Source organism: Arthrobacter koreensis, from assembly GCF_009193255.1.
In the GTDB taxonomy this organism is placed as follows: Bacteria; Actinomycetota; Actinomycetes; order Actinomycetales; family Micrococcaceae; genus Arthrobacter_B; species Arthrobacter_B koreensis.
The window spans coordinates 110,918-134,587 of the sequence record NZ_WACG01000002.1 but is presented as its reverse complement, the minus strand read 5'-3'; the positions used below and the strand labels follow the sequence as shown (position 1 = coordinate 134,587).

Here is a 23,670-nt window from a genome sequence, read left to right as displayed (position 1 = left end):
CTAGCGTAGGGCAAGGCTGCTTTTCGCTGCACCCAGTTCGAGCCTGCGGCTGCACCAGGCGGCGTCGGCCGGGTTGTGGGTCACAACCACCACTGTCTTTCCGGCCAGTCCGGTGGCGAGGTCCGCCATCAGCTGGTGCCCGGCAGCAGCATCCAGGTGCGCGGTGGGCTCGTCAAGCAGAACGATTCCGGCTTCCGTGAGGAGGGCGCGTGCCACTGCGAGGCGCTGGCGCTGGCCGCCGGAGAGCCGGTGCCCGCCGTTGCCGATTCGGGTGTCGATGCCTTCTTCCAGCTCGCCAACCAATCCGCCCAGCCCGACCGCCTCAAGGGCAGCCAGCATTTCGGTTTCGCTGGGGGCCCGGGAACGGTCGCGGGCAATCAGCAGGTTTCCGCGCAGGGTGGAGTCAAAGAGATGCGCCTCCTGCGGGCACCAGGCCATGCCGCGGGCGTCGCGGCTGAAGTCCGACGCCGGACGCCCGCCAATGCGGAACGTCCCGGCCTGCGGCTGCAGGAACCCGAGCAGGACTCCCAGCAGGGTTGACTTGCCGCTGCCGGAGGGGCCGGTGACGGCGAGCCAGTCGCCCGGCTCCAGGCTGAGGTCGACGCCGCTGAGTACGTCCCGTGATCCGCCCGGGTACCGGTACCGGACACCGGCCAGTTCGATGCTGCCCGGGCGGGGCGCCGAGGGAATTCCCGCACTGGATTCCGGCTCCGTACCGGGATCCACCGAATCCGAGCCGAGGTCCGGGAGCACCTTGTCTCCGAGGACACGCCAGGCGGTGAACTGCTGGACGGATCCGTTGACTGCAGCGAAGCACTCGAGCAGGGCCAGCTGCATGAGCACGATCACTGCGGCGACTGTCGCGGGGACTCCCTGGGCCAGGCCCAGGATCCAGAGCGCGGAACCGGCGCAGGCCAGTGCCGTCAGAGCATTGGCCAGACCCTGTGCCCAGGCGCTGCGCCGTGCGGCTCCGGCAGCGGCAGCGTCCAGCAGCCGCTGGCGCGTCAGCACGGGCGTTGCGGAACTGTTGGCTTCCAGGTCCCTGGCCGCCCCGAGCAGCTTGGCCATGGAGGCCATGGCCTTCGACTGCAGCGTCACCGTACGGGCACGCGCTGCGGCGTCGGCCCAAAGAGCCACGGCCGGAGCCGCGATGAGCCCAATCAGGCATAGGCCAATCTGCACCCAGATGGCTTCAGGGATCAGGACCCAGGTGGCAATGCAGGCGGCGACCGCGGTAACGAACGCCGTCAGCGGGGCGAAGACCACGCGCGGGGCGATGTCCCGCAGTTCATCCACGTCTCCCACGAGGCGTTCCAGCGCTCCCCCGCCGCGGGCCAGCCGGCGCCATCCTTCGGGGCGGTTCAGCAGCCCGTTCCAGAGCCGGATGCGGATCGAGTTCGTGGCGCGGAAGACGGCGTCGTGCAGGTGGAGGCGTTCGCGGTAGCGCAGGACAGCGCGGCCAATGCCGAAGAACCGCACGCCCACAATGGCGGTCAGGAGGTACAGGATGGGAGGCTGTTCAGAGGCGCGGACAATCAGCCACCCGGACAGGGCACTGAGTGCGACGGCGAAGATGGTTGCGCCCGTGCCGTAGGCCAGTGCCTTCAGGAACTGCGGGCTCCAGGGGCGAAGCACCAGGAGGTTTTTCCACAATGGCTGGTGCACGTAGCCGGCCTGTGCGGTTGAACCGCTGAACTCGGGCTGCACCTCCGGAACGGCCGGGGCAGCCGCCGGCCGTGCATCCGGCAGCGGGAGGTCAGCCCCGGCGCCGATCCTGACCACGGTCTGTGCAAGAGCAGCCGTCCGCCGGTCATGGGCGGCCAGCAGGATGGTGTATTCGGGGCTGAGGCGGGCCAGTGCGGACCGGACTGCAGCGGCACTTGATTCATCCAGGTGCGCGGTGGGTTCATCGGCGAGCAGCACACGCACGCCGGGCACGCTGCGCACGCGGGCGATGGCCCGTGCCACGGCTACCCGGCGCTGTTCGCCGGGGCTGAGGTCTGCGGTGTGGGCATCAAGCAGGTGCAGTGAGCGGATCTCTGCCAGCGCCTGCTCCGCTGCGGTGCGCTGCTCGCCGGGGTCCGCCAGGCCGGAGTAGAGGCCGATCTCCGCCGCCACGGTTTCTTCCATCAGCACCGGATGCTGCGGGATCCAGGCCACCTGGGCCCGGTTCACGCCGGAGGCTCGGCCGCTGATCCGTACTCCTGCTCCGTCCCGGCGAAGGCCGGCCAGAACTTCAAGGACGGTGGTCTTGCCGCTGCCGCTGGGGCCGGTCAATGAGGCTATCGCCCCGGCCGGCACGGCGAAGGACAGGTCTTCGACCACCGGTTCGGAGCGGCCGTCATAGGTGACGGTCAGCCCGCGAACCCTTAGGCCGGCGTCGTTGTCTTCCGGTTCCAGGGCGAGCGGCTGGGCGGAGGGCGCCTCGAGCACGGCGCTGGAGCGCTTCAGCGCCTCCAGCCCGTCTTCGCTGGAATGGTGCGCGGTACCGAGGTCACGCAGCGGCTGGTAGCACTCGGGAGCCAGGATCAGGGCCAGGAGTCCCATCTCCAGGGACATGTCCCCGTGCACCAGGCGCACACCGATGAACACGGCGACCACTGCCACAGAGATCGTGGCGATCAGCTCGAGCGCCAAGGAGGACATAAAGGCGACCCGGAGCGTTTCCAGGGTGGTGACGCGGTAGCGGTCGGCAACATCGCGCAGCGCCCGGGTCTGGGCACGCGCCCGGCCCAGGCCCACCAGCACCGGCAGCCCCTTGGCCAGTTCAAGCATGTTGTCTGAGAGCCGGTTCAGTGCCTCGATGGCCTTTGCCGTCTTGTCTCCGGTGTGCAGGCCAATGAGGATCATGAACACCGGCACCAGCGGAACGGTCAGCACCACTACGACGGCGCTGACCCAGTCCGCGGTGAGGATCCGGACACCCACCAGCAGCGGCAGGACCGCGCAGGTAACCAGTGCGGGAAGGTACTTGGCGTAGTAGTTGTCCAGGCCGTCCAGGCCGCGGGTCAAAAGAACACTGAGCGCCCCCGGGCCCATGCCGGGCACGCTGCCGCCGTCGGCCAGAACCCGCTGCGTGAGCTGGCCCCGCAGTTCGTCCTTAACACCGGCCGCGGCCCGCTGTGCCACGGTTTCCTGGGCCCAGATGGCCAGGGACCGCAGCACTGCACCGCTGATACCCGTCGCTGCCACGTATCCCCAGTCCGGGCTGCCGGCGGCGAGGCCGGCGATTCCAGCGGCCACGCCGGTTGCCAGCAGCACCAGGGCCAGGGCCTTGGCCGCGGCCACGACCCCCAGCAGATACAGCGCCCGGCGGCTGGTGGCGCTGACCGGAAGGACCGGCTTCACTGGACCTTCACTTTGTGGACAGCGGGGATGGATTCAGCCGTGACGCGCTTGCGGAAGACCCAGTACGTCCAACCCTGGTAGAGCAGGACGACCGGCAGGCCGAACACGGAGACCCAGGTCATGACCTTCAGCGTGTAGGGGCTGGAGGACGCATTCTCGATGGTCAGGTTCCAGGCGGCATCAAGCGAGGACGGAAGGACCACGGGGTACATGGCAGCGAAGATCGACACCGCCCCAAAGAGCAGGAATGCACCCAGCGCCGCGAAGGAGAGCGCTTCCCTGCCCCGGTACGCCATGACCCAGGCGACCACCAGGGCAACCACCGCAACGGCCAGCGGAATCAGGGACATCAGTTCACCGCTGGTGAACTGCACGCCGATGGCCCAGACAGCCAGCGGCAGCACTCCCACGGGCAGCCAGCGCACGACGGCGCCGCGTGCGCGGGCACGGATCTCGCCGTCGGTCTTCAACATCAGGAAGGCGCAGGCGTGGACCAGGGCAAAGCCGACGACGGCGAGGCCGCCAAGCACTGCCCACGGAGTGAGCCAGGCGAAGGCTCCGCCCACACGGTCGCCGTTCTCGTTCAGCGGCAGGCCGGTGGAGGTCAGGGCCAGGGCGGCACCCACGCCGAAGGCGCTGACAAAGGATCCCAGCGCCATGGCCCAGTCCCAGCGGTTGCGCCAGCGGTCATTGTCCCGCTTCCCGCGGTACTCGATGGAGACAGCACGGAAGATGAGTCCGAGCAGTACCAGGGTCAGCGGCAGGTAGAGCGCGGAGAACAACGCCGCGTACCAGAACGGGAAGGCTGCGAAGGTCATCGCGCCTGCGGTGATGAGCCATACTTCGTTGCCGTCCCAGACGGGACCAATGGTGTTGAGCAGGACGCGCCGCTCCCGCTCATCGCGGGCGAAGAGCTTCATGAGCATGCCCACGCCCAGGTCGAATCCTTCCAGGAAGAGGTATCCAACCCACAGGAAGGCAATAACTATGAACCAGAATGTTGTGAGCTCCATGGTCTTCCGTTCCTGCTAGTAGGCGAAATCGAGGACATCGTCGGACTTGCGTCCGCCGGGCTTGCCGTCACCGGCGGGTCCGCCCTGCCCGTCGGAGCCGTCACCGCTGTGTCCGTTGCCGGGCACCAGTTCAGGCATGGCGGATGGAACGCCGCCGCGGACGTACTTCGCCAGCAAGCCGACTTCCACCACCAGCAGGGCCAGGTAGATGACCGTGAAGGAGATGACGGAGAAGAGCAGTTCCGCCCTGCTGACGCCAGGGGAAACCGCCGCGGCGGTGAACATGAACACGTTGTCTATGCCGGTGAAGCTGGGGTTGGGTACCACAACGAACGGCTGGCGGCCCATTTCGGTAAAGATCCACCCGGCGCTGTTGGCACCGAACGGCGCGAGGATGCCGAACACGGCCAGGCGCATCAGCCCCTTGGACTGCGGCACGGTGCCCTTGCGGGTAACCCAGAGGGCCACTGCGGCGGCGATTGCGGCAATACCGCCGAAGCCGATCATGATGCGGAAGCCCCAGTAGGTCACGGCCATGACGGGCAGGTAATCGATCTCCTGGCCGGCCTGCTCGCCGTACATTGGGTCATCCGGCAGGTGGGTGCCGTACTTCTCCTGGTATTCCGGGATCAGGGTGTTCACGCCGTCGACCGGGGTGTTGAAGTCACCGTTCGCCAGGAAGGACAGGACTCCTGGTACCTCGATCAGCGTCTTGACGTCGTCGCAGTTACGGGCACCGACGTCTCCGACGGAAAGGATGGAGAAGGAAGTGCCGTTGTGGCAGGCAGCTTCCGCGGCAGCCATCTTCATGGGCTGCTGCTCGAACATCAGCTTCCCTTGCAGGTCGCCGGTGATTGCGGTGCCGGCGAACGCGACCACGGCGACGGCGGCACCAATGCGCAGGGCCTTGATCCAGACGGCGTGGTCCGTCTTGTCGCGTCCGATCGCGGCGTCTTCGCCCACGATCACGCGGCCGTTCTCGTCCACCGTGTCGATCCCGTCGCGGCGCCGCTTCCACAGGTGGTACCAGGAGATGCCCAGCAGGAAACCGCCGGCGACGGCGAACGCGCCCGTGATGGTGTGCGGGAAGGCGACCAGGAGGGTGTTGTTCGTCAGTACGGCCCAAATGTCCGTCATGACGGCACGGCCGTCCACAAGCTCAACGCCAACCGGGTGCTGCATCCAGGAGTTCGCGGCGAGGATGAAGTAGGCCGAGAGGGCCGAGGCTCCGGTTGCCAGCCAGATGGTGGCAAGGTGGAGTTTCTTGGGCAGCCGGTTCCAGCCAAAGATCCACAGGCCCAGGAATACCGATTCGGTGAAGAACGCCAGGAGCGATTCGAGTGCCAGCGGGGCGCCGAAGACGTCGCCGACGAACCGGCTGTACTCGCTCCACGCCATACCGAACTGGAACTCCTGGACCAGCCCGGTAGCCACGCCCATGATGAAGTTGATCAGGAACAGCTTGCCCCAGAACTTGGTGAGGCGCAGGTACTCTTCCTTGCCCGTGCGGACCCATGCGGTCTGCAGGGCGGCCACAACCAGGCCCAGTCCGATGGTCAGCGGGACCATCAGGAAGTGATACACCGTCGTAATGCCGAATTGCCAGCGGGCAATGTCCAATGCTTCCACGTGCAGGTCCTTAGTCATGTCATGTTCTACAAGCGGTAGAAAACCCTTCTTCTACGCATCGTAGAACACTTGGCCGCAATGTTTCTACGTGATGTAGAGAACTACGTTGAAAGTCGGTATTGTTAAGCATCCCGACGCGGCGCGCCAAGGCGCAAGCGTCCATGGAAAACCAGGCCGGGGCGAACTCCCGGACCAGGGACCGAAAACAAAGGAAGATGCGGACTATGGCGACACTCGGAGAGCTCGAGCGGGCGATGATGGATCTCCTCTGGGAAGCACCCGAGGCGTTAACCGCCAACGAACTCCGCGAACGGCTGGCCCAGAATGATGCCGGCCGCCCAGATGCCAAAGGCCTTGCCGTAACCACGGTCCTCACCGTCCTGTCCCGGCTCGAAAAGAAGGCCCTCGTGGCGCGTGAGCGCGACATCCGGCCCCACCGCTACCGTGCGGTGACCACCCGCGCTGAACACACCGCAGAGCTCATGCACGAGGTCCTCGGCTCTGCCAACGACCGCGAAGCGGTCCTGGCCCGCTTCGTCGGTTCCGTCTCGGCAACCGAAGCGCAAACCCTGCGCAGGCTGCTCGACGGCGCCTAGGCCCCCGGTCTGCGCCCCGCATGTTCTGGGCCTCCTACTTTCTCGCTGCACTGGCAGTAATCCTCGCCTGGCCGGTTCCGGTCCTGCTCTCGCGCGCGAAATGGCCCGCGAGGTCGCCATTCACCGCGATGGTGCTCTGGCAGTCGATCGCCCTGGCCGGCGGGCTGTCCATGATCGGCGCCATGCTGACCTGGGGCCTGGAACCGATTGGCGACAACCTAGCGCAGGGGCTTTCGGGTCTCTGGAACATCCTCCTGCAGCGGCAGTCCGTGGAGGCACTGGGCCTGGTCCACGTCTTTGCCATCAGCGCCGCCGTGTTGCTGACCGTGCATCTGGTCTTCACCCTGCTGCTCACCTACTACCGCATTGTCTCCGGCAGGCGCCGCCACCGGGACATGCTGAACCTGCTCAGCTCTCCGTCCCTCAACACCCCGGCGACCCTCGTCATCCCGCACCCCTCCCCCGTTGCCTACTGCCTTCCGGGAGGAGCCCACTCGGTTACCGTCCTCTCGGACGGACTGATGGACATCCTCTCCGAGAAGGAGCTTTCGGGTGTACTCACCCATGAGAGGGCGCACCTGAGCCAGCACCACCATCTGCTGCTCTGGGCCTTTGCCGCGTGGCGCGCGGCCCTGCCGTGGCTGCCCACCTCGCAGCTCGCCCAGCGCTCTGTCAACGAACTGATCGAGATGCTGGCAGATGACGAGGCGCTGAAAAAGGTCGACCGCCCCACGTTGATCCGCGCCGTCGCGATTGTTGGTTCGGCCTCAGGTGCGGGCGCTGATTCCGCGGCCGCTCTTCCCGGCTCCTCGGTTCCCGCCGTAGCCGGCGGCGGCCGGGAGGACGAGACCGGCATGGCGGCACGGCTAAGCCGCCTGCTGACGCCCCAGCCGCCGCTGCAGCGCTGGGCCAGCATCCTGATCCAGGCCGCTGCCGTGCTGCTCCTGGCCGTCCCGACCGTCCTGCTGTTTGCCCCCGGCCTCATTCACGCGTAACCGGCAGGGGGCGGTCCCCTATGCGTCGATGCGGTCCCGGTCCAGCATCGCGGCGCCGGCGATGATGAACTCCTTGCGCGGGGCAACGTCGCTGCCCATCAGCAGTTCGAACGTCGCCTCATCCACATGCCGGTCGGCTTCCTCCGCCTCGCTGAGGCGGATCCGGCGCAGGGTGCGGTGGCGGGGATCCATGGTGGTTTCAGCGAGCTGGTCCGCATCCATTTCGCCCAGGCCCTTGTAGCGCTGGATGGGCTCCTTGTAGCGCTTGCCTTCTTTCTCCAGCCGGTCCAGCAGCTGGTGGAGTTCCTTCTCGCTGTACGTGTAGACCATCTCGTTGGCTTTGGAGCCGTGGTTGATCACTTCCACGCGGTGCAGGGGCGGAACAGCGGCATAGACACGCCCGGCCTCCACCAGCGGGCGCATGTAACGGAAGAAGAGGGTCAGCAGCAGCGTGCGGATGTGGGCGCCGTCCACGTCCGCATCGGTCATGAAAATGACCTTGCCGTAGCGCGCGGCGTCAAGCTGGAAGCTGCGGCCGGAACCTGCCCCGACTACCTGGATCAGGGCTGCACACTCGGCGTTGGAGAGCATGTCCGAGACGGAGGCCTTCTGCACATTGAGGATCTTGCCCCGAATCGGCAGCAGCGCCTGGAAATCCGAAGACCGCGCCAGCTTGGCAGTACCCAGGGCGGAATCACCCTCCACGATGAACAGTTCAGACCGTTCGTTGTCATCAATCCGGCAGTCGGCGAGCTTAACGGGCATTGAGGATGTTTCCAGCGCGTTCTTTCGCCGCTGGGTCTCCTTGTGCACTCGCGCAGAGATACGGGATTTCATCTCCGACACGACTTTTTCCAGCAGCAGCGCGGTCTGGGCTTTGTCCCCGCGGGCCGTTGAGTTGAGCCTGGCCGTGATTTCCTTTTCGACGACCTTGGACACAATCGACCGGACGGCGGACGTGCCGAGGATCTCCTTGGTCTGGCCTTCGAACTGCGGTTCGGCGAGCCGCACCGTCAGCACGGCAGTGAGCCCGGCAAAGACGTCGTCTTTCTCGATCTTGTCGTTGCCGGCCTTCAGCTTGCGGGCGTTGCTTTCGATGACCTTGCGGAAGGTCTTCAGCAGCGCCTGCTCGAAGCCGGCCTGGTGGGTACCGCCCTTGGGCGTGGCGATGATGTTGACGAAGCTGCGGATGCTGGTTTCGTAGCCAATCCCCCAGCGCAGCGCGATGTCCACCTCGCACTCGCGTTCAACCTCGGTGATCTTGCTGTGCCCGCGTTCATCCAGGACCGGAACGGACTCCTTGAACTTTCCTGCACCGTGCAGGCGCCAGATGTCGGTTACGGGCGCATCCGCAGCGAGGAACTCAACGAATTCTGAGATGCCGCCGTCGTGGTGGAAGACCTCCTCAACCGGTCCGTCTTCTCCGGGAGTTCCGGGCAGGCGCCGTTCGTCCCGCAGCGTGATTCGCAGGCCGGGCACCAGGAAGGAGGTTTGGCGGGCCCGGGCCTCAAGCTCCGCGTAGGAGAACTTGGCATCCGGGGTGAAAATCTGCCGGTCGGCCCAGTACCGGATCCGGGTGCCGGTGACGCCGCGCTTTGCCTTGCCAACTACCTCGAGCTTGCTGCTGTCCAGGAACGGCGTGAACTTGGCGTCGGGGGTTGGCTTGGAGCCGCTGTCCGCAAAGACGCCGGGCTCTCCGCGGCGGAAAGTCATCTGGTACGTCTTGCCGGCGCGGTCCACTTGCACGTCCAGGCGTGATGACAGTGCGTTCACCACGGAGGCGCCCACACCGTGCAGGCCGCCGGACGCGGCGTACGAGCCGCCGCCGAACTTGCCGCCGGCATGGAGTTTGGTGAAAACCACCTCGACGCCGGAGAGTCCGGTCTTGGGTTCGATGTCCACCGGAATGCCGCGGCCGTCGTCATGGATCTCTACGGAGTTGTCCGCGTGCAGGATGATCCGGATGCTCTGTCCGTAGCCGGCCAGGGCCTCGTCGACGGAGTTGTCGATGATCTCCCAGAGGCAGTGCATCAGCCCCCGGGAGTCAGTGGACCCGATGTACATGCCGGGGCGTTTCCGGACAGCCTCGAGGCCTTCCAGGACGGAAAGGTGCCGGGCGTTGTACTCAGTATCCAGGGGGACCACGGTGCTGAACTCCTAGGGCCGGAAGGGCCTTGATATGCGTAGGGATGCCTTGCGGCGGGGCAGCCGGAGGCAACCGGCCTTCTATAAGGTTAATGCCCGCCGGTGACAGTGCCCTGCAGCGACTCAGGGGCCGCGCCCCAGCGAAGGGACTGGCGGGCGGCAAAAGTGAACAGTGCCACTGCCCGCTGGCTTGGATGTGACCTACCCGTTGGTACGCGCAGAGCGAAAGGCGGGCCTTAATCGAAAGGCCCGGCCGGCAAAGATGGTTATATGAAGTATCAACACCCTTAAGGAGGCACTCATGACAGCAGCAGTTGCTACACGTCAACTCAATGCGCTGGACCGCTGTGACCGCTGCGGCGCTCAGGCTTACGTGCGCGCGGTACTGGAATCCTCCGGTGGGGAACTTCTTTTCTGCGCTCACCATGCACGGACAGTGGAGGCGAACCTTCGCCCCCTGACCTCTGAGTGGCAGGACGAGAGTGCTCGTCTGCACCAGAAGGCAGCTTCTCCGGAAGATTAATTCCGAAGACCAGCAGTCCCAGACCTCGCGAAGGCCCCTCCGGTGTGGAGGGGCCTTTGTTCTGTCCGGGCATGTTTCCCCGGACTGCCGGTCCCGGTGGCCCGCCCCGTCGAGGGACCGGGACCGGCCGGCATCCACCCGCCGGGATGAGGCAGTAGTGGAGAACTAAAAGGCTGTGCCCCCGCGATGTTCGCGGGGGCACAGCCTTTTAGTTCTGCCGGTTCTGCAGTGTCCTAGTCGAGGTAGTCCCGCAGGACCTGCGACCGCGAGGGGTGGCGCAGCTTCGACATGGTCTTGGATTCGATCTGGCGGATCCGCTCGCGGGTCACGCCGTAGACCTTGCCGATCTCGTCCAGGGTCTTCGGCTGGCCGTCAGTGAGCCCGAAGCGCATGGCTACGACGCCCGCTTCACGTTCGGACAGGGTGTCCAGGACGGAGTGGAGCTGTTCCTGCAGCAGGGTGAAGCTCACTGCGTCAGCCGGAACAACTGCCTCGGAGTCTTCAATGAGGTCGCCGAACTCGGAGTCGCCGTCCTCACCCAGCGGGGTGTGAAGGGAGATGGGCTCGCGGCCGTACTTCTGGACCTCTACGACCTTTTCAGGGGTCATGTCCAGTTCAAGCGCCAGTTCTTCGGGAGCGGGCTCGCGGCCAAGGTCCTGGAGCATCTGGCGCTGGACACGGGCCAGCTTGTTGATGACTTCCACCATGTGCACCGGGATACGGATGGTGCGGGCCTGGTCCGCCATGGCGCGGGTGATCGCCTGGCGGATCCACCAGGTGGCGTAGGTCGAGAACTTGAAGCCCTTGGTGTAGTCGAACTTCTCCACCGCACGGATCAGGCCCAGGTTGCCTTCCTGGATCAGGTCCAGGAAGAGCATGCCGCGGCCCGTGTACCGCTTGGCCAGCGAGACAACGAGCCGGAGGTTGGCTTCCAGCAGGTGGTTCTTGGCACGCTTGCCGTCGTGGATGATCTGCTGGAGGTCCCGCTTGAGCTTGGGATCCATGTCCGGATCCGCAGCGATCTTCTCTTCGGCGTACAGGCCCGCTTCAATGCGCAGGGCCAGGTCCACTTCCTGCTCAGCGTTCAGCAGGGCGACCTTACCGATCTGCTTCAGGTAGTCCTTGACGGGATCCGCGGTGGCGCCTGCGGAGACGACCTGCTGGGCAGGTGCGTCGTCGTCGTCGGCGTCGGAGTAAACGAAGCCGGAGCCGGTGGGGGCTGCCTCGGGGGCGTCAGCCTCGACGACCTCCACGTCCGCTTCGGTAGGCTCTGCCTCTGCCTCGTCGGTGTTGACGTCAGCGTCTTCGGCGGGAGCGGCTGCCTTCTTTGCGGTGGTCTTTGCCGCGGAGGCCTTTGCCGGTGCCTTGCGGGTGGAAGGCTTGCGGGCAGATTTGGCAGCCGTCTTGGTGGCTGCGGCAGGTGCCGCCTCAGCAACCTCGGCAGTCACAGTGTCAGTCTCTTTGACAGCAGTTGTCTTTCTCGCGGACACAGAAAACCTTTCAATACGGCGGGCTGCGGCGCCGCCATGGGGGCAACACCACTATGACCCTGTCAAGTCCGTGCCATAACCAGTGCTTTGTACGCGGTGCAGTTCCATATGCAAACACACCGCACCCTGTTCCTATTCCCCGCGTGAGCGGAAAGCCGGAACGACACTAGGTACACGAACCCAACCGGGTCTCGGTTCCCATTGTCGCATGCTTTGGCGCGCTGCCACCACCGGACACGGAGAGTCGGCGGTCTCCCGTGCCTGCCGCGGGCTGATCAGGCGCCTGGACCGCCGTGCCAGGCGGTCAGCGGGGAGAGCGCCCATTGCGGCAGCTCGCCCCTGCGCAGCAGTTCGCGCAGCAGCGCCGCGAGCCGGTATCCGGGTACCTCGCGAAGGGCGGCGGAGAGGCTCAGCTCCGCCCGGGAGCTGCGCCCCCGCGCCCATTCGACCCAGCCCAGGAGAGTCAGCAGGGCAGCGGCCGGCTCGCCTGCCGCGCGCAGGAGGAGATTACAGACGACGGAATGGGCAGCGTCCAGGCGCTCCCAGTCCGGGGCGCTGCGGCTGCGTCCAATGAGCATGGACCTAAACTGCTGCCCGGCCAGCGCTGACGGCTCCTGGCCTGCGTTTGGCGTGTCCGGTACCAGGTCCGGGTGCAGCAGATGACGTATCCCCTGTGCGGCAGCAGCCATTCCGGAGGCGGCGAGAACCAGGACGGTGTCCCGCACCGGCTTGGATTCAAGGCTCGCAAGCAGCAGGGCGTCGCCCTCGCGCCCGTTCCGCCCGGGATTCGGGTCCACGGGCTCGGACGGCGGCAGCCGGGTCGCTGAACAGATCCTGTGGTCCCAGGCGGCGAGCACTTCGTCGAAGACATCCGGTGAGCCCCACCTCCCCTCCATCCGGCGGCGCACTTTATCGATGCGTGCGTCCATTGCCGCGGTACGCAGTGTTCCTGCACGGCGCAGCGTTCCCTCCAGCGATCCTTCCAGCGAAGGTGCGAAGGCGCTGCCCCGGTACACGAGCTCTGCGCCCAGCCTGCTCCCGGCAATACCGTCTGTCGGGTGTCCGGGCCAGGGGCAGCAGCCAGGGTCCGTGCAGAAGTAGGCACGCCACGTTCCGTTTCCAGTCAGCCATGCGTCACGGACTATCAGCCCGTGCCTCTCCAGTTCGCTGCACAGTATGTCCATCAAGGCGCTGTACGGCGGAGGGGTGCCTTCCTCCGGCACCAGATCGGTATACAGCACGGCCAATACTCCATCGGTGTCTTCGTCGTTGGAGAGCAGGCTGGTGATCCGGTCTGCGTAGCCGGAGATCAGTTCCAGGCTGTCCAGCCCGGGGCTGTCCCCGGCGCAGGACGCACCGGGCAAATCCAGCCGAAGCGTTGCCCCGAGCCGTGCACCGCGCAGGCCGAGAAGCACCAGCGATTCCTGCGGCGTAAAACCGAGGCAGTGCGGCACGAACGCCAGGATGTCCTGCGGGGTGCCAGCGTGCAGCACCTCGGTGGTTCCGGGCCCGGCGCCGTCAGCACCGGGACCCCCGTCTGCGGTCTCCGCTGCGGGATGGTGCCGGTGGGGTGCGGACCGGCGGGCGGCGTCCGGGCGTCCTGTGTTCTGGAATTCGCTCATGGGCCCCAGACTGTCCGTTCAGTCCGCCCAGCGGTGCCGGAACGTGCCCGCGGAGGGATAACGGCCCGCAGTTCGAGCGTCCAGCACCACTGGGGAGGGAAAGACTGGAAGGAACTCCCGCCTTCAACCCCAGCGGTGTTTAGTCGGACGCCGGTTCCTGCACGGGCTTCCCCTCTTCTTCCGGCCCGGCGCCGCGCCGGAAATCCCTGCGGCGGCGCCGTTCGCGGGCCAGCGCTTCGCGCAGCGGCGGCAGGCGCAGCCCTTCGTCTGCCAGGGCAGTGCGTACCCTCCTGCGGTTGACCAGGATCCCTGCCACACCCACGCCCATCACGAGGAACTGCACGGACAGCGCGATGCGGAAGGCCGCAAGGTCATAGAGGTCACCGCCGGAGAACCCGGTGCTGAGCAGGAGGTCGAGGACCAGGCCTATGAGGTACATCGAAATCAGCGACGCGCCAAACCCGCCAATGTTCACAATTCCGGTGGCAGTGCCCAGGCGTGTGCTGGGGTTGTACGTCCGCGCGAAGTCGAAACCAATCATGGAACCGGGGCCGCCAATGGCGAGTACCGCTACAAGCCCGGCAAGGACCCACACCGGAGCCGGGCCCGGCCAGAGCATGGCCACCAGCCAGCCGCAGGCCATGGCGGCGGCTATCAGCAGCACCATGGTTGACCGGCGCAGGGGATGCCGGCCTACCCAGGAACCGAGCCACGGTCCGCACACGATGGCAACCGCCACAAAGAAGGTCATCAGCGCCGAGGCCGCGGCAGGGGAAACCTGTTCCGCGCTGACGAGATAGGGGTACCCCCACATCAGCACGAAGACGGTCCCCGGAAACTGGATGGTGAAGTGCGTCCACATGCCCAGCCGGGTGCCGGGCTGGCGCCAGGCTGCCGAGAGGGAGCCGCCGTCGTGCGCTGGGCGCGGGGAACGCGCGGCGGCGCCTGGCTGGTTGCGGACGAAAGCCAGCGCCAGCACGAAGGCAAGGACTGAGAGCGCCGCGGCCGAGATGAACGCCGTGTTCCAGCCAAGTTCATGCAGCGCGAAGGCGAACGGGATGGCACTGGCAATCTGGCCCAGCTGTCCGATAATTCCGGTCCACTGGGTCAGGACGGGGATTCTCGGCGCCGGAAACCACGCCGGCAGCAGCCGCAGTACCGAGATGAAGGTCAGGGCATCGCCGGCGCCAACCAGGGACCGGCCCACGATTCCGGCGCCGACAGACTCCGCGGCGGCAAGCTGGAACTGACCGGCGAACATCAGCGCAGCCCCGCAGGTAATCAGGAGCCGGGGACCGAACCGGTCCACCAGCATGCCTACGGGGATCTGCAGGCCTGCGTAAACGACCAGCTGCACCACCGTAAAGATGGACAGGACGGATGCTGTGGCGGAGAACCGTTCTGTCGCTTCCACCCCCGCAACACCAAAAGCCGTCCGCTGGGTGACGGCGACCATGTAGGCAAAGACACCGGCGCCCCAGACCAGCCAAGCACTCCGGTTTTTCATGCCGCACCGCCCGGCGCGGCGGCCAGGATACGGGAGGCTCTAGGCCTTGCCGTCGCCTCCGGGTGTTCCGGGCCGGTCGTCGCCGCCTGATAGGCGCTCGGGGCCGTTCGGTTCAACGCTTTCCTCATCCTCGTCTGCCGCAGGGCCTTCGCCGTCCGGACCTGGTTCCTGCTCGTCCTGTGCAACAAGCAGTGCTTCGGTCTCTTCCTCGGCCTGCGGGCTGGCCAGGTACGCTTCGACGGCGGCACCGAGCTCTTCGGCGTCGGGCAGCTCATCATTGTTCTTGACCAGCAGTGAACGCCGGACCGTGCTGCCGTTGTACTCGTCGTACCGGCTTTCCAGCGTGGCCACGACGCCGCGTACCTCTGCCGAGGCATCCACCTGCTGCGCAATCTGCTTTTCAACCTCCCGGCCGGCCTCACGCAGCCGGTCGGTCGGCAGGACCAGATTAGCCGCCGCACCGAGGTATTCCAGCGCCGCCACGGCGGCAGGAGGAAATTCGGCATCCGAAAGGTAATGCGGTACGTGAACCACATGGCCCACGACGTCGACTCCGGCCTCAGAGAGCCGCAGTTCCAGCAGGTGCCCTACGGCAGCCTGGATCTGCGCCGTCGGCTTCCATGAACTGATGCCCTCGATCAGGTCCGGGCGGTTGCCGTGCGCGGTCACACCGATGGGGCGCGTGTGCGGCACCGGCATCGGTATTGAATGGACCCAGGCGACGAGCGAGACGTCGAGGGCCTGAACGAGGCTCAGCACTGCGGCGGTAAAGCGTTCCCACTGGAAATCGGGTTCGAAGCCGGTCAGGAACAGGAAAGGTTCCCCGAGGCCGTCATGGAAGCGGTGTAGTTCGATGCGCGGGGCCTCGTAGCCCGTGAAGTGGTCCTCCACGAACGTCAGCTGCGGACGGCGGGCACGGTAATCGATGAGCTGGTCGGCATCGAAGGTGGCCACCAGGTCGTGTTCCAGGTTTTCGAAAAGCTCGTCACGGATCTGGGACACCACGTGGCCTGCCTCGCCGAAACCCGTGAATCCGGCAAGCAGCGGCAGTCCGCGCACTTCGGCGGAAGCGGCCAGTTCCGGATCCAGGTTGAACAGGGTCAGCGGATCAAGCATGTTGTACCTTCCTGCCACTCGTCCCGTTGGTTTGCGGGGGCGCTTTAGAAACCAAGCGCTTGGTTGTCAATCCCTTACTCAAGGGTAAACGCCATGCACCGGCGGATTCATTCCACACCCGCAGCGGAGCCGGTCCGCGTGGGCAGCGGCGGAAGAGACTACGATCGGAAGAGCAAAGCACCAAGAACACACAAAAACGTGAGGATGAAGCTTCGTGAGCAAAGCCAGTGAGCCAGACCTGCAGGTAATTTCCCGGGACGTCCGCAAGGTCCAAACGCAGGCTCTGGTAGTGGGCGTCGGCCAGACCCCTGACGGCCCCGTCCTGGTGGACAGCCCGCTCTCACAGAAGTCTTCCTCGGCAGTGGCCGGATCCTTCGCACTGCTGGGCGTCACCGGTGCCGCAGACCAGGTGGTACGCCTTCCCGGCCTGCCGGAGCTGGATGCCGAGATGCTGGTGCTGGCAGGACTTGGCCCCGTTGCCGCCGGCGAGCAGCTGGGCACCGAAGCACTGCGCCGGGCCGCCGGCTCCGCAGTACGGCAGCTCGCAGGCACCTCGACGGTAGCCCTGGCGCTTCCCGCCTCCACCGTGGAAGATGCAGCCGCGGTTGCCGAAGGCGCCCTGCTTGGCGCATACAGCTTCACGGAACACCGCAGCACGCACTCCACCAAGGTTCCCGCGCCCGTCTCCTCGATCACTGTGGTCACCTCCACCGCAGGCGACGCCGCACTGAAGCCGGCCCTCGAGCGCGCCCGCGTCGTTGCGCGCGCCGTGAACGCCACCCGCACGCTGGTGAACCAGCCGCCCAGCCACCTCTACCCCGAGACGTTCGCTGCCGCAGCCCGCGACGCCGCACGTCCGCTGCCCGTCAAGGTCACCGTCTGGGACGAGAAGAAGCTTGAACGCGAAGGCTTCGGCGGCATCCTCGGCGTCGGCAAGGGATCCGCCCGCCCGCCGCGCCTGGTCAAGGTGGAATACTCCCCCGCCCGTGCCAAGGCCAAGCTCGCCCTCGTCGGCAAGGGAATTACCTTCGATTCAGGCGGACTGTCCCTGAAGCCGGCCGCCGGCATGCAGGCCATGAAGTCGGACATGGGCGGCGCCGCCGTCGTCCTCAACGCCCTCCTGGCCGTTGCGGAACTGGGCCTGCCGCTCAAGGTGACCGCCTGGCTCTGCCTGGCCGAAAACATGCCTTCCGGCACCGCCCAGCGCCCCTCTGACGTCCTGACCACGTACGGCGGACGCACCGTGGAGGTCCTGAACACCGACGCCGAGGGCCGCCTGGTCATGGCCGACGGCCTGGCGATCGCCAGCGAGGAAAACCCGGACGTCATCATCGACGTCGCCACGCTGACCGGCGCGCAGATGGTCGCGCTGGGCAACCGCGTCTCCGCCGTCATGGGCGAGGACGGTGTGCGCGATGCCGTCAAGGCTGCCGCAGACCGCGCCGGGGAACTGTTCTGGCCCATGCCGCTGCCGGAAGAGCTGCGGGCGAGCCTGGACTCCCCCACCGCGGACCTGGCGAACATCGGTGAGCGCTTCGGCGGCATGATGACCGCGGCAGTGTTCCTGCGCGAGTTCGTCGGCGAAGTGGACGGCGTAAAGATTCCGTGGGCCCACCTGGACATCGCCGGACCGGCGTTCAACGAAGGCGCACCCTACGGTTACACCCCCAAGGAGGGCACCGGCGTTGCGGTACGCACGCTGGTCTCCTACGCGGAGGACGTGCTGGCCCGCGCGGTATAGCACCCCAACATGTTATGCGTGCAACTTAAAGGGGCATTTGTTGCGCGTGTTTCTGGTTACATTCGCCTTCCGGCCCACTTAACCGAGTGGATGCCGGGGAAACTGGGCGATAGTGTGAAACCTATTCACAACCGCCCGAATCACTAACCGACGCGCCATCAGTGCGTCAACAGATTACGCGAGGGAGCGTCCACGTGGCCGAAGAGGCAACTGCGCAAGAGTTCGACATCCTGATCCTCGGTGGAGGCAGCGGCGGCTACGCCGCGGCACTCCGCTCCGTGGAGCTGGGCTTTTCCGTTGGGCTGATCGAAAAGGGGAAGCTGGGCGGCACCTGCCTGCACAACGGCTGCATCCCCACCAAGGCACTGCTGCACTCAGCCGAAATTGCTGAAAACGCCAAGACTGCGGAGAAGTACGGCATCAAGGCCACCTTCGACTCCGTGGACATGAACGCCGTCAACTCCTACAAGGACAACATCATTGCGGGCAAGTTCCGCGGCCTGCAGGGCCTGATCAAGTCCAAGGGCATCACCGTCATCGAGGGTGAAGGCCGCCTGACCAGCGAGAAGACCATTGAGGTCAACGGCCGGACCTACACCGGCTCCAACATCATCCTGGCCACCGGCTCCTACTCCCGCTCCCTGCCGGGCCTGGAAATCGGCGGACGCGTCATCACCTCCGACCAGGCACTGACCCTGGACTACGTCCCCAAGAGCGCCGTGATCCTCGGCGGCGGCGTAATCGGCGTCGAGTTCGCGTCCGTCTGGAACTCCTTCGGTGTCGACGTCACCATCGTGGAGGGCCTGCCGTCGCTGGTCCCCAACGAAGACGCCGCCATCATCAAGAACCTTGAGCGTGCCTACAAGAAGCGCGGCATCAAGTTCAGCACGGGCATCTTCTTCGAGAAGGTGGAGCAGAATGACGACGGCGTCGTCGTCACCCTCGCCGACGGCAAGACCTTCGAAGCCGAGCTGCTGCTCGTCGCCGTCGGCCGCGGACCGGTTACCGCCAACCTTGGTTACGAGGAGGCCGGCCTGACCATGGACCGCGGCTTCGTTATCACCAACGAGCGGCTGCACACCGGCGTCGGCAACGTCTACGCCGTGGGCGACATCGTTCCCGGCCTGCAGCTGGCACACCGCGGCTTCCAGCAGGGCATCTTCGTCGCCGAGGAAATCGCCGGCCTCAAGCCGGTCGTCGTCGAAGACGTCAACATCCCCAAGGTCACCTACTGCGAGCCCGAAATCGCTTCCGTGGGCCTGACCGAGGCCAAGGCAAAGGAAAAGCTGGGTGCCGAGAATGTCCAGGTCCAGGAATACAACCTGGCCGGCAACGGCAAGACCTCCATCCTGGGCAGCTCCGGCCTGATCAAGATGGTGCGCGAGAAGGACGGCCCCATCATTGGCGTCCACATGATCGGCGGCCGCATCGGCGAGCAGATCGGTGAGGCACAGCTGATCGTGAACTGGGAAGCCTACCCGGAAGACCTGGCCGGCCTGCTGCACGCGCACCCCACCCAGAACGAAGCCCTTGGCGAAGCCGCGATGGCACTCGCCGGCAAGCCGCTGCACGGCTAGAGCGAAGAGTTTCCCGGTGCATCCGGCGCCTGCGGCGCCGGGTGCACTAGGCTTCAAACCAACCAGCACCAGCGGCACGGCTGGTCAAAGAACTAACAAGGAGAAACGGGGACAATATGTCTGAAACCGTGAACTTACCCGCCCTTGGTGAAAGCGTCACCGAAGGCACCGTAACCCGCTGGCTGAAGCAGGTAGGCGATACCGTCGCCGTTGACGAGCCCCTGCTGGAGGTGTCCACCGACAAGGTAGACACCGAAATCCCGTCTCCGGTTGCAGGCGTCATCGAGGAGATCCTCGTGGCCGAGGATGAGACCGCCGAGGTCGGCGAAGCGCTGGTGCGCATTGGCGACGGCTCCGGGTCCTCCTCTGACGACTCCGGTTCCGCGCCCGCACAGGAAGAGGCACCGGAAGCCGAAGAAGCTCCCGCCGAGCCCGAGGCGAAGGAAGAAGCACCGGAAGCACCCGCAGAGGACTCCGGGTCAGCAGATTCCGGTGACAGCACCGACGTCACGCTTCCCGCACTGGGCGAGAGCGTTACCGAGGGCACCGTTACCCGCTGGCTGAAGGCCGTAGGCGACGACGTCGCGGTAGATGAACCCCTCCTGGAGGTTTCCACCGACAAGGTAGACACCGAGATCCCCTCCCCCGTGGCCGGCAAGCTGCTGGAGATCAAGGTCAATGAGGACGAGACCGCCGAGGTAGGTTCCGTCCTGGCCGTCATCGGTTCCGGTTCCGCAGCCCCGGCCAAGGCCGAACCGAAGGAAGCCGAGCCCGTGGCTGCCGCTCCTTCGACCGAGCGCGAGGAGCCGGTTGCAGAGCCGAAGGAAGAAGCTCCCAAGCAGGAGGCTCCGAAGCAGGAAGCCCCCAAGCAGGAAGCCCCCAAGCAGGAGGCTCCCAAGGAAGAGACCGGCAAGGAAGAGTCCGGCTCCGGCACGTACGTGACCCCGCTCGTCCGCAAACTGGCCAATGAGCACGGCGTGGATCTGTCCACCGTCAAGGGCTCCGGCGTGGCAGGACGCATCCGCAAGCAGGATGTTCTGGACGCTGCTGAAGCCGCCAAGGCAAAGGAACCGGCACCGGCTGCGGCGCCGTCGTCCTCTGACAAGGCTGCTCCGGCGAAGATCAGCGAAGAGAGCGCAAAGCTGCGCGGCACCACGGTCAAGGCACCGCGGATCCGCCAGACCATTGCCCGCCGCATGATGGAGTCCCTGGACACTTCGGCACAGCTGACCCAGGTGCAGGAAGTCGACATGACGCGCATCGCCACGATGCGCCAGAAGGCGAAGGCCGGCTTCAAGGAGCAGAACGGCGCCAACCTGACGTTCCTGCCGTTCATCGCCAAGGCCGTGGTGGAGGCGCTGAAGGCGCACCCGAAGCTCAACGCGTCCTACGACAGCGAGTCGCAGGAAATCACCTACCACGACGCCGAGCACCTGGCGATCGCCGTTGATACCGAAAAGGGCCTGCTGGTTCCGGTCATCAACGACGCCGGGGACCTGAACCTCGCAGGTCTGGCCAAGAAGATTGCCGACGTCGGTGCGCGCACCCGCAGCGGCAAGATCGGTCCGGACGAGCTTTCCGGCGGCACCTTCACGATCACCAACATCGGCAGCGTCGGAGCCCTCTTCGACACTCCGATCATCAACCAGCCCCAGGTGGGAATCCTGGGCACCGGTGCGATCGTGAAGCGCCCGGTTGTCCGCACGGATGAAGACGGCAATGACACCATTGCCATCCGCTCCATGATGTACCTGTCCCTGACGTACGACCACCGCCTGGTGGACGGTGCCGATGCAGGCCGCTTCCTTCAGACCCTGAAGGCACGCCTGGAAGAAGGCAGCTTCGAAGCCGACCTGGGCCTCTAAGCGCTAAGACACAATGACAGGCGGGTGCCCCCCACGGGGGCACCCGCCTGCTGCGTTATTTGGCGTCGACATCCCGACTTCTACTCGTTGTAGAATAGTTATCGGAAGAATTACGTCCCCTGACACACTGTCGGTAAGATCGAAACCATGGACTTCCTTCATAGCTTCCTCGTGTTCCTGCACATCCTCGGCGCCGGTGCCATCGTTGGTATCTGGCTCGCCAAGATCAAGAACCCCACCGTGATGCCGGGCCAGTTCCACGCTGCACTGCTGCAGCTGGTGACCGGCATCCTGCTGGTCGGCCTCAACGAAATGGGTGACGGAGAGGTCAACCACGTCAAGGTGGCCGTAAAGCTCGTCATCGCGCTGGTGATCGCCGTCATGGCCTTCATCGGCCAGCGCAAGTACAAGAAGGACCAGCCGGTCTCCGGCGTCCTGGCCAACGGCGTAGGTATCCTCACCGTGGTCAACGTGGCACTGGCCACCATGTGGTAATCGACCTCTGATCCACAGCGCGGCATCGCGCACCGGTTCCTCCCCTCACGTTCCGAGGGGAGGAACTTTTTTATGCGTCCCCGGGCCTGCCGGTCTCCGGTATCTGTATGCCGGGGTCTGGCAGTTGAGCCACCTGCCTGCAAGGATGGGCGGCAGCGCCCTACGGCAGTCCCGCCCGGCGCCCGGCCCCGAAGGAGCTCCCATGGCTACTGTCCGTAAAGCACACACCATCTGGAACGGGGACCTGTTCCATGGCACAGGCGAAGTCACCCTCGATTCGTCCCAGCTGGGAACATACGAAGTAACGTGGAAGGCCCGTGCGGAGGAGTCCGGGGGCCGCACCAGCCCCGAGGAACTGATTGCGGCCGCGCACTCCGCATGCTTCTCCATGGCCTTCAGCAACGCCCTGGCGGAGGCGGGCAAGACGGCAGAACGCATCGAGACGTCCGCGGAGGTCAACTTCGTTCCGGGAACCGGCATCACCGGCAGCCATCTCCGCGTCACCGCCGTCGTGCCGGGGCTGACCGCCGAGGAGTTCACGGACATCGCCGAGTCCGCCAAGACCGGATGCCCGGTGTCCCAGGCCCTCTCCGGCATTAGCATCACCATGGACGCGGCGCTCGAAACCTAGGGCCGGCGCCCGCCCCGTGGCGTCAGGGTACGGCTACAGTGCCGATCCGGCCCAGAGGCCGGCGATCGCGGCACCGACAGAAGCCACAAGCATCACGACACCGCTGATGAACGCCGCGGCCTTACGGCCTTCCCTGATGAGCTGCACTGTTTCATAGCTGGCGGTACTGAAGGTGGTGTATCCACCGAGAAAAGCAGTACCAAGGACGATGCCGAGTTCAGTGGGAAGCATCCGCCCAGCCGTGAGTCCCGTGAGCACGCCCAGGACAAGGGAGCCGGACACGTTGATGATCGTCGTTGCCCACTGGAACGTCGTCCGGAGGCGGGATCGGAGCACTCCGTCAACAACGAACCGCAGCGCCGCGCCCGCGCCGCCTGATGCCGCTAAAAGTACAAAGAGCCAGGGAGTCACCGCAAGGGACCCCGTTCTCTTGGCCTCTGTGGCGACCGGCGTCGAACTGAGCTGGAGGCGGCTATGCCTGCCCATGTGGCACAGGCACCGATTGCTACAGTTCCGAGTGCGTAGAGGACGCCTTGAGGGGCCAAACCGTCCCGGAGAAGCACCGCTGTGTCCCTGGCCAGGGCACTGTACGTGGTAAATCCGCCGCAGAAACCTGTTCCCAGGAGGAGCCGGAGGTTCCTGCTGATCGAGCGCTCACTGCCCAGAAGGGCCTCGTAGAGACAGCCCAGTAAAAAGGCGCCCATGACATTGATTGCCGGGATGGCCAGGGGCACGGACCCGAGGTGCGGAATCAGCAGGGATAGAGCCTCCCGGCAGGCCGCACCCGCAGTTCCCCCGGCGGCAACCAGCGCGATAGGCCGCCAGCGCAGGTGCGGCGGGCGTTCGGCGGCCTTCACTCGACCGACCCGCCTGAAGCTCTTCCCTCGTTCTTCGCGCCGACCGGAACCACAACAACCGGTCGAAACTGCCCGCGGGCAAGCTTTGCCGCGATGGACGAGCTAAGCAGCTCCTGGATGCTCCCTCCCAGGGATCGCTCGCGCGTACCCACAACGATCATGGCGGCGTCGACAGTATTCGCCAGGTGGCCCAGGGCATGTGCTACATCGCCGGGGATGGCCAGGGTGCGCCACGATACGTCTGTACCGGCGAGGATGCCGCCCAGATCCGCGGCCAGCTGCGGATCAAAAGCGGCCTCACCCTCGTCGGCAAAATCGGGGTCGAGGGAAGCACTGGTCATTGATCCATCCGCAGACTCGCCGGTAGCGAAGCGGGCCGGGTTGGCACAGGCACAAATCAGCTCGGACCCGAATTGCCTGGCGAAGCGCGCTGCCTGGCTCACCACCCGAGGGGACTGGCCCGGCGCGACGCCGACAACCACAGGTTGCCCGGGCCCCGCGCCGTGGTTCGTCTCCATCA

Annotated in this window: 18 protein-coding genes and 1 pseudogene; 8 read left to right on the top strand and 11 right to left on the bottom strand. The window is 65.8% G+C overall.

Annotation, left to right across the window (positions count from 1 at the left end; all coding sequences use genetic code 11):
* Genes cydD through GD628_RS07535 form a run of 3 tightly spaced genes read right to left on the bottom strand, consistent with a single transcriptional unit; the run spans position 1 to position 5,990 of the window.
* Complete coding sequence (gene cydD, locus GD628_RS07545) at positions 1 to 3,348, bottom strand: thiol reductant ABC exporter subunit CydD (RefSeq protein WP_152274314.1); 3,348 nt, start codon at positions 3,346 to 3,348, stop codon at positions 1 to 3.
* Positions 3,345 to 4,361 carry a cytochrome d ubiquinol oxidase subunit II gene (cydB, locus tag GD628_RS07540; protein ID WP_091605529.1) on the bottom strand — a complete coding sequence of 339 codons (1,017 nt, stop codon included), beginning with the start codon at positions 4,359 to 4,361 and terminating at the stop codon, positions 3,345 to 3,347. The genes cydD and cydB overlap by 4 nt, the downstream gene beginning before the upstream one ends.
* 15 nt (positions 4,362 to 4,376) lie before the next feature.
* A complete protein-coding gene (locus GD628_RS07535) occupies positions 4,377 to 5,990 on the bottom strand; it encodes a cytochrome ubiquinol oxidase subunit I (RefSeq protein ID WP_152274587.1) in 1,614 nt (537 codons plus the stop codon).
* A 224-nt stretch (positions 5,991 to 6,214) separates the two neighbouring features.
* Here GD628_RS07535 and GD628_RS07530 point away from each other — a divergent pair, with 224 nt between their 5' ends.
* Positions 6,215 to 6,586, top strand: coding sequence for a BlaI/MecI/CopY family transcriptional regulator (locus tag GD628_RS07530; RefSeq protein WP_091605534.1), 372 nt, complete (start codon positions 6,215 to 6,217; stop codon positions 6,584 to 6,586).
* 20 nt (positions 6,587 to 6,606) lie between these two features.
* Positions 6,607 to 7,581, top strand: coding sequence for a M56 family metallopeptidase (locus GD628_RS07525; protein WP_091605537.1), 975 nt, complete (start codon positions 6,607 to 6,609; stop codon positions 7,579 to 7,581).
* An 18-nt stretch (positions 7,582 to 7,599) separates the two neighbouring features.
* On the opposite strand, the gene GD628_RS07520 is transcribed toward GD628_RS07525, so the two are convergent.
* Complete coding sequence (locus tag GD628_RS07520) at positions 7,600 to 9,726, bottom strand: DNA gyrase/topoisomerase IV subunit B (RefSeq protein WP_152274313.1); 2,127 nt, start codon at positions 9,724 to 9,726, stop codon at positions 7,600 to 7,602.
* Between the two features lie 301 nt (positions 9,727 to 10,027).
* Between GD628_RS07520 and GD628_RS16655 the strand changes: the two genes are divergently transcribed.
* Positions 10,028 to 10,249 (top strand): DUF7455 domain-containing protein, encoded by a 222-nt coding sequence (locus GD628_RS16655; protein WP_091605542.1) that lies wholly within the window; start codon positions 10,028 to 10,030, stop codon positions 10,247 to 10,249.
* Positions 10,250 to 10,482: 233 nt separating this feature from the next.
* Here GD628_RS16655 and GD628_RS07510 read toward each other — a convergent pair whose 3' ends face one another.
* The 4 genes and pseudogenes from GD628_RS07510 to GD628_RS07495 form a co-directional block, all read right to left on the bottom strand.
* Positions 10,483 to 11,739 (bottom strand): RNA polymerase sigma factor, encoded by a 1,257-nt coding sequence (locus GD628_RS07510; protein ID WP_152274312.1) that lies wholly within the window; start codon positions 11,737 to 11,739, stop codon positions 10,483 to 10,485.
* 275 nt (positions 11,740 to 12,014) lie between these two features.
* On the bottom strand, positions 12,015 to 13,361 hold the full coding sequence (locus GD628_RS07505; RefSeq protein WP_152274311.1) for a DUF4192 domain-containing protein: 1,347 nt from the start codon (positions 13,359 to 13,361) through the stop codon (positions 12,015 to 12,017).
* 139 nt (positions 13,362 to 13,500) lie between these two features.
* Positions 13,501 to 14,868 carry an MFS transporter gene (locus GD628_RS07500; RefSeq protein ID WP_152274310.1) on the bottom strand — a complete coding sequence of 456 codons (1,368 nt, stop codon included), beginning with the start codon at positions 14,866 to 14,868 and terminating at the stop codon, positions 13,501 to 13,503.
* Positions 14,869 to 15,090: 222 nt separating this feature from the next.
* Positions 15,091 to 15,984 (bottom strand): annotated as a pseudogene (locus tag GD628_RS07495) (proteasome assembly chaperone family protein); the annotation flags it as partial.
* A 214-nt stretch (positions 15,985 to 16,198) separates the two neighbouring features.
* Between GD628_RS07495 and GD628_RS07490 the strand changes: the two are divergent.
* The 5 genes from GD628_RS07490 (at position 16,199) to GD628_RS07470 (ending at position 22,293) form a co-directional block, all read left to right on the top strand.
* Positions 16,199 to 17,725 (top strand): leucyl aminopeptidase, encoded by a 1,527-nt coding sequence (locus GD628_RS07490; RefSeq protein WP_091605555.1) that lies wholly within the window; start codon positions 16,199 to 16,201, stop codon positions 17,723 to 17,725.
* A gap of 194 nt (positions 17,726 to 17,919) precedes the next feature.
* Positions 17,920 to 19,302, top strand: coding sequence for a dihydrolipoyl dehydrogenase (lpdA, locus tag GD628_RS07485; protein WP_091605558.1), 1,383 nt, complete (start codon positions 17,920 to 17,922; stop codon positions 19,300 to 19,302).
* 116 nt (positions 19,303 to 19,418) lie between these two features.
* Positions 19,419 to 21,167 carry a 2-oxoglutarate dehydrogenase, E2 component, dihydrolipoamide succinyltransferase gene (sucB, locus tag GD628_RS07480; RefSeq protein ID WP_152274308.1) on the top strand — a complete coding sequence of 583 codons (1,749 nt, stop codon included), beginning with the start codon at positions 19,419 to 19,421 and terminating at the stop codon, positions 21,165 to 21,167.
* A 147-nt stretch (positions 21,168 to 21,314) separates the two neighbouring features.
* Positions 21,315 to 21,662 carry a hypothetical protein gene (locus GD628_RS07475; protein WP_091605563.1) on the top strand — a complete coding sequence of 116 codons (348 nt, stop codon included), beginning with the start codon at positions 21,315 to 21,317 and terminating at the stop codon, positions 21,660 to 21,662.
* A 202-nt stretch (positions 21,663 to 21,864) separates the two neighbouring features.
* Positions 21,865 to 22,293 (top strand): OsmC family peroxiredoxin, encoded by a 429-nt coding sequence (locus GD628_RS07470; protein ID WP_152274307.1) that lies wholly within the window; start codon positions 21,865 to 21,867, stop codon positions 22,291 to 22,293.
* 33 nt (positions 22,294 to 22,326) lie between these two features.
* Here GD628_RS07470 and GD628_RS07465 read toward each other — a convergent pair whose 3' ends face one another.
* From GD628_RS07465 to GD628_RS07455, 3 genes are read right to left on the bottom strand one after another with little or no spacing between them, the layout of a single operon-like run.
* Complete coding sequence (locus GD628_RS07465) at positions 22,327 to 22,779, bottom strand: fluoride efflux transporter FluC (RefSeq protein WP_338083411.1); 453 nt, start codon at positions 22,777 to 22,779, stop codon at positions 22,327 to 22,329.
* A complete protein-coding gene (locus GD628_RS07460) occupies positions 22,701 to 23,150 on the bottom strand; it encodes a fluoride efflux transporter FluC (RefSeq protein ID WP_152274305.1) in 450 nt (149 codons plus the stop codon). The genes GD628_RS07465 and GD628_RS07460 overlap by 79 nt, the downstream gene beginning before the upstream one ends.
* Entirely contained in the window at positions 23,147 to 23,668 is a 522-nt protein-coding gene (locus GD628_RS07455) for a universal stress protein (protein WP_152274304.1), read from the bottom strand. The genes GD628_RS07460 and GD628_RS07455 overlap by 4 nt, the downstream gene beginning before the upstream one ends.
* Between the last annotated feature and the right edge of the window lie 2 nt (positions 23,669 to 23,670).

Coding starts and splice junctions, on each gene's coding strand:
- GD628_RS16655 (WP_091605542.1), top strand. CDS start 10,028: ATGACAGCAGCAGTTGCTACACGTCAACTCAATGCGCTGGACCGCTGT.
- GD628_RS07455 (WP_152274304.1), bottom strand. CDS start 23,668: ATGGAGACGAACCACGGCGCGGGGCCCGGGCAACCTGTGGTTGTCGGC.
- GD628_RS07525 (WP_091605537.1), top strand. CDS start 6,607: ATGTTCTGGGCCTCCTACTTTCTCGCTGCACTGGCAGTAATCCTCGCC.
- sucB (WP_152274308.1), top strand. CDS start 19,419: ATGTCTGAAACCGTGAACTTACCCGCCCTTGGTGAAAGCGTCACCGAA.
- GD628_RS07505 (WP_152274311.1), bottom strand. CDS start 13,361: ATGAGCGAATTCCAGAACACAGGACGCCCGGACGCCGCCCGCCGGTCC.
- GD628_RS07475 (WP_091605563.1), top strand. CDS start 21,315: ATGGACTTCCTTCATAGCTTCCTCGTGTTCCTGCACATCCTCGGCGCC.
- GD628_RS07470 (WP_152274307.1), top strand. CDS start 21,865: ATGGCTACTGTCCGTAAAGCACACACCATCTGGAACGGGGACCTGTTC.
- GD628_RS07500 (WP_152274310.1), bottom strand. CDS start 14,868: ATGAAAAACCGGAGTGCTTGGCTGGTCTGGGGCGCCGGTGTCTTTGCC.
- cydB (WP_091605529.1), bottom strand. CDS start 4,361: ATGGAGCTCACAACATTCTGGTTCATAGTTATTGCCTTCCTGTGGGTT.
- GD628_RS07465 (WP_338083411.1), bottom strand. CDS start 22,779: ATGGGCAGGCATAGCCGCCTCCAGCTCAGTTCGACGCCGGTCGCCACA.
- GD628_RS07530 (WP_091605534.1), top strand. CDS start 6,215: ATGGCGACACTCGGAGAGCTCGAGCGGGCGATGATGGATCTCCTCTGG.